This window comes from Streptomyces carpinensis, from assembly GCF_002154505.1.
GTDB lineage: Bacteria > Actinomycetota > Actinomycetes > Streptomycetales > Streptomycetaceae > Streptomyces > Streptomyces carpinensis.
This window is the reverse complement of record NZ_MUBM01000299.1, coordinates 1-18,570: the sequence shown is the minus strand read 5'-3', so window position 1 is coordinate 18,570 and position 18,570 is coordinate 1. Positions and strand designations below refer to the sequence as shown.

Sequence of the window (18,570 nt, the reverse complement as noted above, 5' to 3'; positions counted from 1 at the left end):
CCCGCGGCCCGCCCCTTCGCGGTCGCCGCCCTGGCCCGCGAGGCCGCCCGCCCCGTGCTCGCGGTGACGGCGACCGGACGCGAGGCCGAGGATCTGGCGGCGGCGCTGCGCTCGCTGCTGCCCCCGGAGGGCGTCGTGGAGTACCCCTCCTGGGAGACGCTCCCGCACGAGCGGCTCAGCCCGCGCAGCGACACCGTGGGCCGCCGTCTGGCCGTGCTGCGCCGCCTGGCCCACCCGAGCACCGACGACCCCGAGACCGGTCCGGTCTCCGTCGTCGTCGCGCCGATCCGCTCGGTGCTCCAGCCGCAGGTCAAGGGCCTGGGCGACCTGGAACCGGTGTCCTTGAGAACGGGCCGGACCGCCGACCTGAACGACGTGGTGGAGGCCCTGGCCGCCGCCGCGTACGCGCGCGTCGAGCTGGTGGAGAAGCGCGGCGAGTTCGCCGTGCGCGGCGGCATCCTCGACGTGTTCCCGCCCACCGAGGAGCACCCGCTGCGCATCGAGTTCTGGGGCGACGACGTCGAGGAGATCCGCTACTTCAAGGTCGCCGACCAGCGCTCCCTCGAAGTCGCCGAGCACGGCCTGTGGGCCCCGCCCTGCCGTGAGCTGCTGCTCACCGAGGACGTACGCGCGCGTGCCCGCGCCCTGGCCGAGCGCCACCCGGAGCTCGGTGAACTGCTCGGCAAGATCGCCGAGGGTATCGCGGTGGAGGGCATGGAGTCTTTGGCCCCGGTCCTCGTCGACGACATGGAGCTGCTCCTCGACGTGCTGCCCAAGGGCTCGATGGCCGTGGTGTGCGACCCGGAGCGGGTGCGCACGCGCGCCTCCGACCTGGTGGCGACCTCCCAGGAGTTCCTGCAGGCGTCCTGGGCGGCCACCGCCGGTGGCGGCGAGGCGCCGATCGACGTCGGCGCGGCCTCCCTGTGGTCGATCGCGGACGTCCGGGACCGGGCCCGCGAGCTGGACATGATGTGGTGGTCCGTCTCCCCGTTCGCCGCCGACGAGACGGCGTACGACGGGGACGCCGACGGCGGCGGGGACACGCTCAAGCTCGGCATGCACGCGCCGGAGACGTACCGGGGCGACACCGCCCGGGCGCTCGCCGACACCAAGGGCTGGCTCGCCGACGGCTGGCGCATCGTCTACGTCACCGAGGGGCACGGCCCGGCCACCCGTACGGTCGAGGTGCTGGGCGGCGAGGGCATCGCCGCCCGCCTGGACGCCGATCTCGGCGAGCTGTCCCCGTCGGTGGTGCACGTGGCGTGCGGCTGCGTCGACCACGGCTTCGTCGACCCGTCGCTGAAGCTGGCGGTGCTCACCGAGACCGACCTTTCCGGGCAGCGCACGGCGAGCCGGGACGGCGCCCGGATGCCGGCCCGCCGCCGCAAGACCATCGACCCGCTGACCCTGGAGGCGGGCGACTACATCGTCCACGAGCAGCACGGCGTGGGCCGCTACATCGAGATGGCGCAGCGCACCGTGCAGGGCGCGACCCGCGAGTACCTGGTGGTGGAGTACGCCCCGGCCAAGCGCGGCCAGCCGGGCGACCGCCTCTACATCCCCACCGACCAACTGGAGCAGATCACCAAGTACGTCGGCGGTGAGGCGCCCACCCTGCACCGGCTCGGCGGCGCCGACTGGACGAAGACGAAGGCGCGGGCGAAGAAGGCGGTCAAGGAGATCGCCGCCGACCTGATCAAGCTGTACTCGGCCCGGATGGCGGCCCCCGGGCACTCCTTCGGCGCCGACACGCCCTGGCAGCGGGAGCTGGAGGACGCCTTCCCCTACGCGGAGACGCCCGACCAGCTGACCACGATCGCCGAGGTCAAGGAGGACATGGAGAAGTCGGTCCCGATGGACCGGCTGATCTGCGGCGACGTCGGCTACGGCAAGACGGAGATCGCGGTCCGCGCCGCCTTCAAGGCCGTCCAGGACGGCAAGCAGGTCGCGGTGCTGGTCCCGACGACCCTGCTGGTGCAGCAGCACTTCGGCACGTTCGGCGAGCGCTACTCGCAGTTCCCGGTGAACGTGAAGGCGCTCTCCCGCTTCCAGACCGACACCGAGGCGAAGGCGGTCCTGGAGGGCCTGCGCGACGGCTCGGTGGACATCGTCATCGGCACCCACCGCCTCTTCTCCTCCGAGACCAAGTTCAAGGACCTGGGCCTGGTCATCGTCGACGAGGAGCAGCGCTTCGGCGTCGAGCACAAGGAGCAGCTGAAGAAGCTGCGGGCGAACGTCGACGTGCTGACGATGTCCGCGACCCCGATCCCCAGGACCCTGGAGATGGCGGTGACGGGCATCCGCGAGATGTCCACGATCACCACGCCGCCGGAGGAGCGCCACCCGGTGCTGACCTTCGTCGGGCCGTACGAGCAGAAGCAGATCGGCGCGGCGATCCGCCGCGAGCTGCTGCGCGAGGGCCAGGTCTTCTACATCCACAACCGGGTGGAGTCGATCGACCGCGCCGCGGCGAAGCTGCGCGAGATCGTCCCGGAGGCGCGGATCGCCACGGCCCACGGCCAGATGTCGGAGCAGGCCCTGGAGCAGGTGGTCGTCGACTTCTGGGAGAAGAAGTTCGACGTGCTGGTCTCCACGACGATCGTCGAGTCGGGCATCGACATCTCCAACGCCAACACCCTGATCGTGGAGCGCGGCGACAACTTCGGCCTCTCCCAGCTGCACCAGCTGCGCGGACGTGTCGGCCGTGGCCGCGAGCGCGGCTACGCCTACTTCCTCTACCCGCCGGAGAAGCCGCTGACGGAGACGGCCCACGAGCGGCTCGCCACCATCGCCCAGCACACCGAGATGGGCGCGGGCATGTACGTGGCGATGAAGGACCTGGAGATCCGCGGCGCCGGAAACCTGCTGGGCGGCGAGCAGTCCGGCCACATCGCGGGCGTCGGCTTCGACCTGTACGTCCGCATGGTCGGCGAGGCGGTCGCGGACTACCGGCGGCAGCTGGAGACCGGTGAGGTCCAGGAGGAGGCGCCGCTGGAGGTCAAGATCGAGCTGCCCGTCGACGCGCACGTCCCGCACGACTACGCGCCCGGCGAGCGGCTGCGCCTGCAGGCCTACCGGGCCATCGCCTCCGCCAACTCCGAGGAGGACATCAAGGCCGTCCGCGAGGAACTCACCGACCGCTACGGCAAGTTGCCCGAGCCGGTGGAGAACCTCCTCCTGGTCGCCGGGCTGCGCATGCTCGCCCGCGCCTGCGGTGTCGGCGAGATCGTCCTGCAGGGCAACAACATCCGCTTCGCCCCGGTGGACCTGCGCGAGTCCCAGGAACTGCGCCTCAAGCGCCTCTACCCGGGCACGGTGATCAAGCCGGCCGTCCACCAGGTCCTGGTGCCCCGCCCGAAGACGGCGAAGGTGGGCGGCAAGCCACTGGTCGGCCGCGAACTGCTGGGCTGGGTAGGGGAGTTCCTGGCTTCGGTCCTGGGGTCATAGGCCTCTGTCGTCACATTGCCGCCTGCCCCCTTCGGGCGGCCGGCGGCAATGTGACGACGGGGCCTGGCGCCCCTGGCGGCCGAGGGCGAAGCACCATCGATACGCCCCGCTCGCTCCTGTATGCCCCTTTGCGCCCCAAGTGGGCCGAACATCTTCCTGGTTACCGTGGGCACCGGAAAAACAGGCCCGCACGCAAGGGGGCGGGCCGGGAAAGGCAAGGGGAGGGCTCATGGGCGTAGAGGTGTGCCGTGGTTCCGGGGGGCGGTCGAGGTACTACGGCGGGGCGCGCCCCCTCCTGCGCGGCGGCCTCGCGGTGTGCGCGGCGGTGGCGCTCCTCACCGGGTGCAAGGGCGGTACCGGCGACGCCGGGTCCCCCACGGGAAGCGGGGCACCCGCGCCCGCCTCGGACGGACACTCGGTCAGCCCGCTGAAGAACCCCGACGGCACGAAGCCGGGCCTGGCGCCCCTGACGAGCCAGGCCGACAAGGCCGCGGCCCGCAGGCTCATCGGGTCCCTGTCGACGAAGGGGCGCGGACCGAAGACCGGCTACGACCGGGACGAGTTCGGCTACGCCTGGATGGACACCGCGGACGGCGTCCCGTGGGCGCGCAACGGCTGCGACACCCGCAACGACCTGCTCAGGCGCGACGGCCAGGACGTTCGCTTCCGGAAGGGGTCGAACTGCGTGGTGATCGCCATGACCCTCGACGACCCCTACACGGGGCGGACGATCCAGTGGACGAAGTCGCACGCGACCACCGTCCAGATCGACCACGTGATGCCGCTGTCCTACGACTGGCAGATGGGCGCCGCGCACTGGACGAAGGACAGGCGCGAGCAGATAGCCAACGACCCGCTCAACCTCATCCCGGCGGACGGTCCCGCCAACTCAGCCAAGGGCGACTCCGGTCCCGCGACCTGGCTGCCGCCGAGCAAGAGCGTCCGGTGCGCCTACAGCGTGCGGTTCGCCCAGGTGTCCCTGAAGTACAAGCTGCCGGTGACGCCGGCGGACAAGCAGATGATGCTGAAGCAGTGCGGCGGTTGACGAGCGACCGGAGGCTCGACAAGGAGGATCGGCTGGTTGTCGGCCGCGGCCCGCGCCCGGCCTCTTGACGCTCCGGGCCTCCGGTCGCCCAGCACCATCATGTGGCGGGCGAGGGCGAGCATCGCCGCATCAGGTGACCCTCAGCGCCGTCTCCCAGCTCGCCGCCGGCCGGAGCCGAAGCGAGTCAGGCAGACCAAGAGAGCGCACACTCGCCGGCGCGGCCAACAGCGGTACGGGCGACTTTGGATGAGTCACCGTCAGGTGAAGATCTGATGCTGCGTCCATGACGGTTCGGCAAAGGCGTTCACAAGTCGCAAAGGGGTGCCCGGCAGCAAATCGGTCAGGTTCAGCAAGAGGCAGTCAAGGACTACACAAGATCGCCTCTTGAATCTGTCCACAGATTGTTCACAGGGGGCAAGATCGGCGCGTTTCTGTGCCGTTCTTGACCGCTGGAGTCGTAGCCGTGCCACTGTGGCCGCTCAGCCGCCGCCCGCGCCCCGCGCGCACCGGGCGGCCCGTACGCCGTGCCCGCCGGGCGCGGCGCTCCGTCGCCGTGGTGGTGCTCACCGCGCTGGCCCTGCTGCTGACGACGGATCAGGCCCTCGCCGAGGGACTGGAACTGGGCCGTATCGAGCTGCCGAGCATGAGCCTCGCCTCGCTCGCGTCCTGGTTCACCGACCCGCACTGGGGCAGGCTGCCGCACCAGCAGTCGGGCACGGCCGCCGGGCACCGGCACCACGTCTCGGCCGACGCCACCGCCGCGCACCGCGGCGCGGGCCACGCCCCCGGCAAGGGCCGCGGCGAGCTGTCCGCCTACCACCCGCACACGCCGGCCATCAAGCGCGGTCGCAGCGGCGGCGGCACCTTCGACGCCAGGACCAGCAAGCGCAACGCGAGCAAGTCCTCGCGCACGGCGACGGTCTACGACAACGCGGACGGCTCCACGACCCGCGAGATGTACCAGGAGCCGGTCAACTACCAGGTGTCCAAAGGCAGGTGGGCGCCGATCGACGTGGACGTGCGGGCGGGCCCGGACGGCCGCTGGCACGAGAAGGCCAACTCCCTCGCCGTCGACTTCGGCGCCAAGGCCACCGACTCCGCCCTGGCGTCCCTCGCGATCGACCCGGATCACCGCATCGCCTACGCCCTCAAGGGCGCCGCCCCGGTCAAGGGCACCGCACACGGCTCCACCGTCACCTACACGGGCGTCCTCGACGCCACCGACCTGAAGGTGGCCCCCACCGCCACCGGTGTGAAGGAGTCGGTCGTCCTGCACTCCGCGGACGCCGGCGACTCCTGGACCTTCCCCCTCTCCCTCAAGGGCCTCACCCCCGTCCGGCACGGAGACGGCTGGATCGACCTGCGTGACGGCTCGGGCAGGACCGTCGAGCGCATCCCTCCGGCGTACGCCTACGACTCGAAGGTGAACCTCCGCTCGGGCGACCCGGCCACCACCCACGACGTCACCTCCGAGCTGGTCCACTCCGAGGACGGCTACGCGCTGAAGGTGACGCTGGACAGCCGGTGGCTGCACGACTCCCACCGCGTCTTCCCGGTCACCGTCGACCCGACCGTCGACGACGGCTGGGTCACCACCTACGCCGAGTCCGGCGCCGACGGCGACCACTCCTACGAGCAGACCATCAAGGTCGGCTCCTACGACTCCGGCACCCACTCCGCGGTCAGCTTCTACAACCACTGGGACAACGCCTGGGACGGCAGCGGCCTGACCGTCACCGAGGCCCACCTGGACATCTTCGACACCTGGGCCTCCACCTGCACCCCCGAGCGCTTCGACGTCGCACTGGTGACCAAGGCGTGGACCCCGGAGTCCGTCACCAGCTACCCCGGCCCCTCGCACGGTTCCTCGATCGGCAACCTGACCCCGAGCGTCCCCACCGCCTGCGCCAACACCGCCGCCGACCGCACCGTAGGCGACTGGCTGCAGGTGCCGCTGACCACTTCGGCCATCCAGGGCTGGTTCAACGGCACCACCCCCGACTACGGGCTCGCGATCTACGCCTCGACCACGGACAACCTGCACTGGAAGCAGTTCGGTTCGTTCAACGACCCCGCCGACGGCCCGCACATCCTGGTCACCTACACCGGCAACACCGCACCGCAGCTGTACGAGCAGTTCCCCTCGGACAACGCGGTCGTCGGCACCACCCAGCCCGAGCTCTCCGCCTGGGCGGGCGGCGCCAACTCCACCAGCGGCAGCGCCAACCAGTACCTGTTCCGGGTCTACGACGCCACCGGCACCAAGGTCGCCGACTCCGGTCTGGTCGCCACCGGCGACTGGACCGTCCCGGCCGGCAAGCTCGCCTGGGGCAAGTCCTACAGCTGGACCGTCCAGGCCTACGACTCGGCCACCAACCTGTACTCCCCGGCGGACCCCTACCAGCTGTCCGTGCAGGTGCCGCAGACCGTGATCACCTCCGGTCTGTCGCAGAACAGCAGCGACCACGGCTTCGACGCCGCCATCGGCAACTACACCACCTCCGACACCGACGCCTCGATCTCCACCGTCGGGCCCTCCCTGGACGTCGAGCGCGACTACAACTCCCGCGACCCGCGCTGGACCGGCGCGTTCGGCGCGGGCTGGTCGAGCATCTTCGACTCCCGGGCCACCGAGCAGTACACCGCCTCCGGCGCGGTCTCCAGCGTCGTCGTCACCTACCCGGACGGCTCGCAGGTCGGCTACGGCAAGAACAGCGACGGCACCTTCACGCCCGGCAACGGACGCTTCGCCACCTTCAAGTCGGTCACCGGCGGCTACACGCTGACCGACAAGGACGACACCGTCTACACCTTCACCCAGTCCCTGGGCTCCGGTGGCTACGGCCTGACCTCGGTGACGGACGCCAACGGCCGGTCGGTGAACCTGACCTGGACGAGCGGCCACATCACCAAGATGACCTCCGCGGTCTCCGGCCGTTCCCTGTCGCTGACCTGGAGCACCCCCTCGGGTGCCCAGGCCGCGCACGTGGCGACCGTGGTCACCGACCCGGTCACCCCGGGTGACGCCACCACCGCCCGGACGTGGACGTACGGCTACACCGGCGACCAGCTCACCCAGGTGTGCTCGCCGCTGTCCACCACCAAGTGCACGACGTACGGCTACACCAGCGCCTCCGGCTACCGGAACGCGGCCCTCGACCTCGACCCGCACACCTTCTGGTCCCTGTCGGAGGCCTCCGGCACCACCGCCAAGGACGCCGTCCTCGACAACGAGGGCACGACCGACGCCACCTACGAGAACGTCACCCTCGGCCAGACCGCCGGGCCGCTCACCGGGTCGTCGTCGAAGGCCGCCACCTTCAACGGCACCACCTCCGACGTCTCACTGCCGAAGAACCTCGGCAACGACACCAACTCCGGTGCGATATCCCTATGGTTCAAGACCTCGCAGGGACCCGGCGTCCTCTACTCGTACGCCTCGCAGCCGATCAGCTCCGCACAGGCGGCCGGCTACTACACCCCGTCCGTCTACGTCGGCACCGACGGCAAGCTGAACGCCGAGTTCTGGTACAGCGGCGGCGTCAACCCGATCGTGTCCACCGCGTCCGTCGCCGACGGCAAGTGGCACCACGTGGTGCTGTCCGCCTCCGGCAACTCCCAGACACTGTTCCTGGACAACGCCAAGGTCGGTTCGCGCTCCGGTACCGTCTCCATCAAGAGCGCCGACGCCTTCGGCAAGAACCAGGTCTTCAACTACCTGGGCACCGGTTTCCTGGGCGGCGACTGGCCCGACGAACCGCACCACTCGACCACCTCGCCGAACGGCTACCCCACCTACTTCAACGGCTCCATGGCCGACGTGGCCTGGTACAGCAAGCCGCTGGTCGCCGCCGACGTCAACGCCCTGTACACCTACGGCACCCACGGCACCAGCCTGCTGAGCTCCATCACCCGGCCGTCCGGCAAGGCGTTCGCGGCGATGCAGTACGACCCCGACACCACCACGCTGACCCAGCTGACCGATGAGAACGGCGGCGTCTGGAAGCTCGGCGCCCCCACCGTCACCGGGTCCAGCGACACCTATCGCGGAGCCGTGCTCGGCGGCGCGCCCTCGGAGTACTTCCGCCTCGGCGAGGCGGCGGGCGCGGCCAAGGCCGTGGACCAGGTACACGGCGGTGACGGCACCTACAACTCCGTGACCCTCGGCGCGTCCGGCCCCTTCAGCGACGCCAAGGCCGCCACCTTCGACGGCACGGCCTCCTCGGTGACGCTGCCGAACGGATCGGTGCCCGGCTCGGGCGCCGAGTCGGTCAGCATGTGGTTCAAGACGTCGACCGCGAACGGCGTGCTGCTCGGCGCGTCCAAGGACCCGCTGGGCAACGGCACCACCCCGACCTCGTACACCCCCGTGCTCTACGTCGGCGGCAGCGGCAAGCTCTACGGCGAGTACTACTTCTCGGGCGGTTCCACCAAGCCGCTCGGCTCCTCCGCCGCCGTCACCGACAACAAGTGGCACCACGTGGTGCTCTCCACTTCGGCGAGCAGCCAGTCGCTCTACCTCGACGGCACCCTCGTGGGCACCCAGAGCGGCGCGGGCAACATGGTCAACCAGCCGTACACCTACGTCGGCGCCGGCTACCTCGGCGGCAACTGGCCGGACGAGGCGCACCACAACACCGCGGACAACACGGGCTACGCCACCTACTTCAAGGGCTCCCTCGCGGACGTCGCCCTCTTCCGCTCGCAGCTGGCCGACGCCGACGTCGCCGAGCAGTTCCAGGCGGCGAAGAACTCCACCGGCCTGCTGCCGGTGAAGACCGTGAAGGTCACCTCGCCGACGAACTCGACGCTGACGTACACCTACGACGTCGACCACGGCAACCGCGCCCTGACCGAGATCGACGGCCTGGGCGACAGGACCAGCTTCGGCTACGACACCTCCGGCTTCGAGCACACGGTCACCGACCCCAACGGGTCGATGACCGTCACCGGTCACGACGTGCGCGGCAACGTGGTCTCCTCCACGTCCTGCCAGGACCAGGCCGCGAACAAGTGCAACACCGAGTACTACTCGTACTACCCGGACGACACCACGGCGCAGCTGACCACCGCCGACCCGCGCAACGACCAGCTGCTGACCGAGCGCGACGGCCGGTCCTCGTCCGCCGCCGACAACACCTACCTGACGTCGTACACCTACGACTCGGCGGGCAACCAGACCGCGATCACCGGCCCGGCGGTGCCCGGCTTCCCGAACGGCCGCAGCACCACCACCGAGTACAGCGACGGCACCAGCGCCTACCCGTCGGCCGACGGCGGCGTGGTGCCCAAGGGGCTACCGGTGAAGACCGTCAGCCCAGGCGGCGCGGTCAACCAGGTGTCGTACTTCAAGAACGGCGACGTGGCCTCCACCACCGACGCCATCGGCCTGGTCACCCAGTACACCTACGACGGCCTGGGCCAGGTCACCAGCCAGAAGGCCGTCTCCGACACCTACCCCAACGGCCTGGTGACGACGTACAAGTACGACGCCGCCGGCCAGGTGGTCGAGGAGCACGACCCGCAGCTCACCGACCGTGTCACCGGCGCCACGCACGCCGCCGTCACCAGCACGGTCTTCGACGAGGACGGCAACACCACCTCGCAGACCGTCGCGGACGCCAGCGGCGGCGACAAGGCCCGCACGCGGACGTGGACCTATGACGTCTACGACCACGTGCTGACCGAGTCCGACGCCAACGCGGCCGAGGGCGCCCCCAACGGCAACACCACCACGTACACGTACGACTCCTCCGGCAACAAGACCAAGGAGGTCACCAGCGCCGGCGACGAGACCCGGTACACCTACGACGACAACGGCGACCTGCTCACGCAGGGCGTGATGTACACCGGCGACCCGACGAACCCGCAGTCGCCGGCCCTGCTCACCGAGTCCTCCCGGGCCTACGACCCGGCCGGGCGGCTCGCGTCGATCACCGACGCGATGGGCAACACCACGTCGTACACGTACACCGACGACGGTCTGACCGCGACGGTGAAGCGGACCAGCGCCGACGGCAAGTCCACCTACGTGCTGGAGTCGGACACCTACGACGCCGCCGGGAACATGCTGCAGTCCACCACGGACAACGGCGAGACCGTCACCAAGTACACCGTCGACGCCGCCTCCCGGACCACGTCCAGCGAGCTGGACCCGACCGGCGTGGACCGGGTGACCACCGTGTCGTACACGCCGGACGACCAGGTCGCCACCGAGAACGACCACGACGCCTCCGGCTACGACCGCACCACCACCAGCACCTACGACGACATGGGCAACCTGCTCAGCGAGACGCTGTACGGGGACGCCTCCGGCCACCCGTCGGGCTGGTGGAAGCTCGACCAGACCTCCGGCACCCATGTCACCGACGCCTCCGGCACCGGCAACTCCGCCACCGCCTCCGGCGTCACGTGGAGCGACGGCGCCGCCGACTTCGCGGGCACGACCGGCCAGCAGATCGCCACGAACGGGCCGGTGCTCGACACCAGCGCCTCCTACACGGTCTCGGCGTGGGTGAAGATGAGCTCGCTGCCGAACCACAACGAGACGGTCGTCGCGCAGACCGGCGGCACCAACAGCGCGTTCATGCTCCAGTACAACTACGCGCACACCAGCGCGCCGCTGTGGAGCATGGAGCAGACGAGCTCGGACGCCTCCGGAGCCACCTTCCCGGCGGCCTACTCCACCGCCGTGCCCAGTGCCGGTGCCTGGACCCAGCTCGTGGGCGTCTTCGACGCCTCCACCGGCGCCATCAAGATCTACGTCAACGGCACCCTGTCCGGCTCGGGCACGAACACCACGCCGTGGAACGCCACCGGCCCCCTCACCATCGGCCAGGCCAAGTACGCGGGTGCCCCCACGGACCTGCTGCCCGGCGCGGTCTCCAACGTGCAGGTCTACCAGCGGGCGCTGTCGGCCTCCGAGGTGACCTCCCTGTACGGCAAGGGCCGCGGCGGCGGCACGGTCGGCTCCTCCGACGCGCAGACCACGAAGTACACCTACGACAGGCGGGGCCTGCCGACGTCCATGACGGACGCCGAGCAGCACACCACCGACTACTCCTACGACGAGGCGGGCAACCTCGCGGTCACCACCGCGCCCGCCGTCCAGGCCGAGCCGGACGGCACCACCGCCTCCACCGTCCGCCCGGTGACCACAAGCGGCTTCAACACCTTCGGTGAGGCCGTCGAGGAACAGGACCCCAACGGCCTGGTCTCGACCACGGCGTACGACGCGGAGGGCAACAAGGCCTCCGAGACCCTGCCGCCGTACACCCCGGCGGGCGCCTCGACGCCCAACGCGGGCACGACCGTCTACACCTACGACAGCGAGGGCGACCAGACCTCCGTCACCACCCCGGGCGGGAAGACCACGTCGTACCTGTACGACCAGCTGGGCAACCTCGCCCAGACGACCGCTGCGGACGGCACGAAGACGCACGCCACGTACGACCCCAACGGCGAGCAGCTGTCGATGACGGACCCGACCGGCGCGCAGACCCAGGCCACGTACGACTTCATGGGCCGGCCGGTCACGCAGACGACGCTGGAGCGCTACCCGTCGACGCGGACCCTGACGTCCACCACCTCCTACGCGGTCACGGCGGGCAACCCCTACGGCGCCCACGTCGCCTCCACCACCTCCCCGGGCGGTGTGACGACGTCGTACGGCTACAACCGGGCCGGTGACGTCACCTCGGTCGCCGACGGCGCGGGCAACACCACGCGCTACGCATACGACTTCGAGGGCAACGTCTCGAAGACGACCCTGGCGGACGGCACCTACACCACGACCGACTACAACACCGACGGCGATCCGACGGCCACGCGGTCCTACGACGCGAGCGGCACCAAGCTGTGGGAGACCTCGCAGGCGTACGACGGCGTCGGCAACATGATCTCCACCACGGACGCCAACGGCCACACCAGCCGCTTCACCTACGACGCGGCCGGCACCATCACGCAGGAGATCCAGCCGGTCGACGCCTCCACGTCGATCACCACGACCTTCGGCTACGACGCGGCCGGCAACCGCACCCGCTTCACCGACGGCCGCGGCAACTCCTGGCGCTACACGTACACGCCGTGGGGCCAGCAGGAGAAGGTGATCGAGCCGACCACCACCAAGTACACCTCGGCGGCCGACTCGACGACGACCTTCGCCTACGACGCCGACGGTCAGATGACGAACGTGACGCTGCCCGGCGGGGTCACGACGGCGATGACCTACGACGTCAACGGCCGGCTGAAGACCATGTCCGGCGCGGGCGCCGACGCGGCCACGGCCAAGCGGAGCTTCACCTACGACGCGGACGGCCGCGTACTGTCGGCGAACACGGACGAGGCGGGCATCGCCGGAGCGGCGGACCACCAGGACGCCACGCACGACGAGTTCACCTACGACGACCGCAGCGACCTGCTGACGGCGTCGGGCTCGGCGGGCTCGGCCGGCTTCGCCTACAACGACGACAGTCAGATGACATCCCGCACGGACGCGTCGGGCACGACGACCTACGGCTACGACACGGCCGGCCGCCTGTCGTCCCTGAACGACGCGGCCACGGGCACGCAGCTGACGTACACGTACGGCGTGCTGAACGAGCTGAGGTCGGTCAAGTACGGCTCGACCGGACAGACCCGCACCTTCGGCTACAACAGCGCGCACGAGCTGACCAGCGACGTCCTGGTGCAGGGCGCCTCGACGCTGGCGAGCTTCGGCTACGGCTACGACAACAACGGCAACCTGACGTCGAAGACGACGACGGGCGTCTCGGGCGCGTCGACCAACACCTACGGCTACGACTGGGCCAACCGGCTCACGTCGTGGAACGACGGCACGAAGACGACGTCATACGCCTACGACGCGTCGGGCAACCGCATCCGCAACGGCTCGGACGTCTACACCTACGACGAGCGCGACGAGCTGACGTCGGACGGCACGCACACCTACGACTACTCGGCGCGCGGCACGATGACGCAGGAGTCGTCGGCGGCCGGCGGGACGGTGGCGTACAGGACGGACGCCTTCGGCGGCCAGATCGTCGCCGGCTCGCAGTCGTACACGCTGGACGCGCTCGGCCGGAACGTCTCCGACCGGGACACGGAGGTCGGCTCCACCCGCACCTTCGCCTACTCCGGCGCGGACAACACGATCGCCTCGGACGGTGACAACACCTACACCTACGACCCGGCGGGCGGCGTCGTCGGCGTCAAGCCCGCCGGCGGCAGCGGGGTGCTCGCCCTGACCGACCAGCACAGCGACGTGGTGGGCACCTTCACCTCTGGGGCGACCTCGCTGGCGGGTTCGGTGTCCTACGACCCGCTGGGCAAGGTGGTCTCGCCGACGAACACGATCACCGGCCATCTGGGCTTCCAGTCGGGGTGGACGGAGCCGGGCACGGGCAACGTGGGCACGGCCTCGCGTTGGTACGACCCGGGCACGGGGCAGTTCCTGAACAAGGACAGCGTCTCGCTGGACGCGGTGCCGAACTCGGTGGCGGCGAACCCGTTCGCCTACGTCGACGACAACCCGCTGGCGGGCACCGACGAGTCGGGCAACTGCTCCTGGTACGACGTGGTGTGCGGCGCGAAGAAGGTCGCGCACCATGTGAGTCACGCCGTCAAGCACGTGGTCCACAAGGTCTACCACGCGGTCAAGCACGCGGCCCGCAAGGTGGTCCACGCCGTCAAGCACGCGGCGCACAAGATCGCGCACCACGTGCGGGACTACTACCACGCCACCGTGCGGGTGGTCCGGCGCGTGTACCACTACGCCGCCAGACACGTCAGACGCGCGTACCACCGGGTGGTCCATGCGGTCCACTCCGCGTACCACAAGGTCTCGCGCGCGGTGCACCGTGTGGTGCACGCGGTGAAGAAGGCGGCGCACAAGGTCGCGCACGCGGTGAAGAAGGCCGCGCACGCGGTCGCCCACGCGGCCAGGACCGCGTACCACGCCACGGTCAAGGCGGCGAAGTCGGCCGCCAAGTACGTCAAGCACCACGCGGCGGCGATCACCTCCTTCGTGGTCTCCACGGCGGTGTTCGCGGGCTGTGAGGCGATCACGGGCGGCGTCGGCTCCATCGGCTGCGCGGCGGCCGCGGGCGCGGCGGGCTCGCTGGTCGAGCAGGGCTTCAAGTGCGCGGAGAACGGGGGCGGCGACTGCAGCGTGGGCGCCTTCGCGGGCTCGGCGGTCGAGGGCGCGGTCTCGGGCGCCGTGGGCGGCGCCCTGGGCAGCCTGGGCGGCAAGATCCTTTCGAAGGTCGCGCCGAAGGCGATGAAGGTCGTCGGCGGTCTGTTCGGCAAGGGGGCGACCGACGTCGAGGAATCGGCAGCGGCGGACGCCACGGACGGAGCGGCGTCGGCAGCGGAGTCGGAGGGGGCCGGGACCAGGGCTCAGTCGCACTCGGAAGACGGGCCGGGTGGTGCCGCTGAGGAGTCCGGGCCGAGCTGCCGGATCGGCGGACCGCACAGCTTCACCGGGGCGACCCGGGTGCTGATGGCCGACGGCACGACCAAGGCCATCGACCAGGTCAAGGTGGGCGACAGCATCGCCAACGCCGTCCCGGGGGCCACCGGCACGGAGGCGCACGAGGTCACCGACGTGATCGTCACGCACACGGACCACGACTTCGTGGATGTGACGATCAAGGACGCGGGTAAGTCCGCGGACAAGAAGTCGGTGAAGGCCGGTGCGAAGGCCGCGGCCAAGTCCGTGGCCAAGAGGGCGGCCCGCAAGGCGGCCTTCGGCCTGGCGGCTTCGGCGGCGGTGCTGGGCGCCCTGTCGGGCGGCCACGGGCACGGTGACGCGCAGGAGCCGGTGGCGGCGGTCAGCACGGCCGACGCTCGGAACGCACACCTGACGACGACCTTCCACCACCCCTTCTACGACGAGACCCGGTCGGCCTTCGTCGAGGCGAAGGACCTGAAACCCGGTGACGTCCTCCAGACGCCGACCGGTACCACCGAGGTCACCGGTGTCCGCCTCTACCACGCGAACACCACGACGTACGACCTGACCATCGGCAGCCTGCACACGTATTACGTGGTGGCGGGAGACGCACCGGTTCTCGTCCACAACTGCGGTACCGGCTACAACTCGGCCGGCAAGCCGTGCGGGTGTGGTGCTCCACGTGTATTCGCCGTCGACTCCTCCGGGGAAGCTACTGCCATGCCGGTCCACGAGATCGACAGGGCGCGTTTCCCCGATGTCGCCGACAACTTCGACAACGCCATGGCCAATGGGGAGAGCCCGATAGTGAACCGTCTCACGGGTCGGTCCAACATCAGAGCGAACCGCAACGCCGCGCAGGCAGGACAGCCGCGGCCAGGCGACCTGGGTACCGATGCAAACGGCGGCGCGTTGTCCTGGGAGGAGTTTCCCTTCGCGTCGACAACACAGGGTGGTGCGGGTGCGACGCTGAGGCTGATCAACCGCGTGCAGAACACGACGCATGGGCGAGAATCTCTGTGGCCCTTCCTGCGTGACAACGGGGTCAATAATGGTGACCCGTACTATGTGCGAACCAAGTAGGGAGCCGGTTGAAGATGCTGGATGCGGAGTTCGAGCGGTTGCGCGGCCGGCTGGAAGCCCTGGACAGGCCTGTGGTGGCGTGGATGGTTCCGGGAGTGGATGCGGATCACGTTTCATCGGTGCTCGGGGAGGAGGTCCCGGAATCGGTTGCCCAGTGGTTTCGCTGGTGTAACGGTATCGCCGTCGTGCAGGGGCAGATTCAGGACCAGGTCAATGTGATTCCCGGTTACAGCCCCCTGTCCCTCGAGGAGGGCATGCGCATGAGGACCGCCTACACGGGGGACGATGCGCTGGGCAGTCACTGGGTGCCATTGCTGGGAAGCGGCGGCGGTGACCTTTACGCGGCCGTGTGGACTCCTGGTGAGGAAGCCGTGGTGGCGGGCGTTCTTGTGGGTGAGCCGACCGAGATCGAATTCTCGACGATCGAGCAGATGGTCACCACGTTCAATGAATGCTTCGACAGTGGTGCCTTCTTCGTGGACGACCAGGGCAGGCTCGCCATGTCCCCGGAGACGTACGACGAGGTGTATGCCCGGGTGGTGGGTCCGTAAGGGCGCTCCGGCTCCAGTCGCAACGCCCGGAAGGCGCGCGCCGAGCGTGCCGCGGCGGTCGCTGAGGGGTTTCAGCAGGCCATCGGTCGGCTCACCGGTGCTCCACTGTTCGAGTCGGAGATCGAAACAGAATTCGTCGAGAGTCTCCAGTCGGAAGCCGTCAACGGCCGGCTCATGCTGCGTGAGGCTCTCGGCGAGATGAGCGATATCCGGGCCAAGGCATTGGTCTATCCGGCTCGGGAAGTGGCGGACTGTCTAAACGGATTCATGGAGCGTGTCCTTCATGGGCGACGAGGGCACGAGTGGGATGAAGATCACCGATGAGTTCAAGCAGACTCTTGCGAGAATTCGTGAAGTCCTCGACTCCGGCGGGGAGTGGAGCATCTTCAACTCGGTTCCGGCCGGCGTCCACCGGCGGCCGGAGCTGGATGCTCCCGAGGAGTACCTGGACTTCTTGTCGGCTGCCGACGGGGCCGTCATGGGGTCGGTGGTGATCCTCGACCGTAAGTTCGCCGAGAGGTCGCAGGCGTTGATCTCGCCGGGCATGGTCAAAGTTCCCGAGGATCCGGGGGACTGGTTCGTCGTCGGGAAGGTCAACGAGAATCCTGTGCTGGCCAACCGCCGAGACGGCTCGATCTGGACCTACCCCGACATGCTGACTTCCTGGTGGGAGAGCCGCCGATTCGAGAGAGTCGCGGACAGCCTGGCCGAGTTCGTGTCGGAGTACGGACTCGGCCCGGGGTACCTGCGCATCACGGGTGCCGAAGAATCCGACCAGTGATGGCAGTTGCTGCGCCGACTGGGACATGCGTAGGCGGCGCGGCCTGCCTTACCACGGAGATCCCTCCTCCTTGAGGGCTTCGAGGAAGGTGCTGAAGGCGTCGGCCGGGAAGGTGAGGGCGGCCCGAGCCGGGGCTTTTGAGTCGCGGATGGCTATGCGGGTGGGGGAGTTGGCGATCTCTACGCAGTTGTTGCCGTCGCCGCCACCGGAGTGGGAGGACTTCCGCCAGTTGTCGGTAATGATCACGGTGGGTCTCACAGCTCCTTGGCCAGTCTGTGGATGAATTCACGCGAACGGATCGGGTCGAGCGACACCGCTTGCACTCTACGAAAAAGTGTTCGGAAGACGCCGAGTTGTGCCTCTGAATCGATGAAGCCAGTGCCGTGAGGCGCGTCGCGGACGGCCGTGTCCAGCTTGGGTACGGCACCACCCGCCAGCATCATCGGGCTCCATGCTCCACCGAAGCCGTCCAAGTCGAGTGGGATGGCCCGCACGGTGACATGGTCTGCCTCAGAGAGCTCGAGAACGCGGAAGAGTTGGGCTCGTGACGTGGCGCGGTCGCTGACTCTGATGCGTAGTGCCGCCTCGTGAACAACCGCCTCGTATGGAGTGGGATCAGGTCCCGTCAGGATCGCCTTGCGCTGCATACGATGCCGCACGCGCAGCTCCAGTTCCTCCTCGGGAAGTTCGGGGACTCTGGAAGAGAAGGCGGCGCGGGCGTACTCGGGTGTCTGAAGTAGGCCGGGGATGAAGAGAAACTCCACATCTCGCCGGAACGTGGCGTGGTGTTCAAGCTCAGCGATGTCCAGGAACGGCGTGGGCAGCAGTCCTCGATACTCCTCCCACCAGCCCTCCGGTCGGTCGGTGACCATTGCCGCCAGCGCGTCGATGAACCCCCCGTCAGTGCACGCATAGTTAGCGGCCATGCGGCGCAGGCGTTGTTCGCTCACCCCTGAGCTTGGCGTTTATGCTGCCTGCCGCTTTGAGGCGGGCTTCGCAGTGTCCGTTTTGTTTTGTTTTCCGACGGGGTGCTCGCGGGCTCGGCGCCTGTTCTTCGAGCCCGCCGGCCGACCGGGGCCTGCCGTACTGGATTTCGGTGCGCAGGCTGGCTGAGGCGTCTTCCCGTGGAGGCCGCGGAATCCCCGGCGGACGCGGGCGGGGGTGAGGCGGCCGGGCCGGGCGGACTGTTCCCAGGGCCTGCGGAGGTCCTCGG

Annotated in this window: 7 protein-coding genes and 1 pseudogene; 5 read left to right on the top strand and 3 right to left on the bottom strand. The window is 69.4% G+C overall.

From position 1 onward, the window contains the following. From mfd to BZY54_RS34940, 5 genes are all read left to right on the top strand, one after another. Window positions 1-3,447 (top strand): transcription-repair coupling factor (mfd, locus tag BZY54_RS34960; RefSeq protein WP_086729344.1); only part of this gene is annotated, 3,447 nt, incomplete at its 5' end. A 229-nt stretch (window positions 3,448-3,676) separates the two neighbouring features. Continuing rightward, entirely contained in the window at window positions 3,677-4,492 is an 816-nt protein-coding gene (locus BZY54_RS34955) for an HNH endonuclease family protein (RefSeq protein ID WP_086729343.1), read from the top strand. Between the two features lie 463 nt (window positions 4,493-4,955). After that, window positions 4,956-16,025 (top strand): LamG-like jellyroll fold domain-containing protein, encoded by an 11,070-nt coding sequence (locus BZY54_RS54855; protein WP_086729342.1) that lies wholly within the window; start codon window positions 4,956-4,958, stop codon window positions 16,023-16,025. 14 nt (window positions 16,026-16,039) lie between these two features. Continuing rightward, complete coding sequence (locus BZY54_RS34945; protein WP_086729341.1) at window positions 16,040-16,576, top strand: SMI1/KNR4 family protein; 537 nt, start codon at window positions 16,040-16,042, stop codon at window positions 16,574-16,576. Between the two features lie 283 nt (window positions 16,577-16,859). Then, entirely contained in the window at window positions 16,860-17,357 is a 498-nt protein-coding gene (locus BZY54_RS34940; protein ID WP_143668181.1) for a hypothetical protein, read from the top strand. Between the two features lie 48 nt (window positions 17,358-17,405). Here the strand turns inward: BZY54_RS34940 and BZY54_RS34935 are convergent, their stop codons facing one another. From BZY54_RS34935 to BZY54_RS55140, 3 genes and pseudogenes are all read right to left on the bottom strand, one after another. Then, the gene (locus BZY54_RS34935; RefSeq protein ID WP_086729345.1) at window positions 17,406-17,603 is read right to left on the bottom strand and encodes a DUF397 domain-containing protein; all 198 of its coding nucleotides are present in this window, start codon (window positions 17,601-17,603) and stop codon (window positions 17,406-17,408) included. An 8-nt stretch (window positions 17,604-17,611) separates the two neighbouring features. Continuing rightward, window positions 17,612-18,307, bottom strand: a complete 696-nt coding sequence (locus BZY54_RS34930; protein ID WP_086729339.1) for a DUF5753 domain-containing protein — start codon at window positions 18,305-18,307, stop codon at window positions 17,612-17,614. Between the two features lie 15 nt (window positions 18,308-18,322). Beyond that, a pseudogene (locus tag BZY54_RS55140) lies at window positions 18,323-18,570 on the bottom strand (NF041680 family putative transposase); the annotation flags it as partial.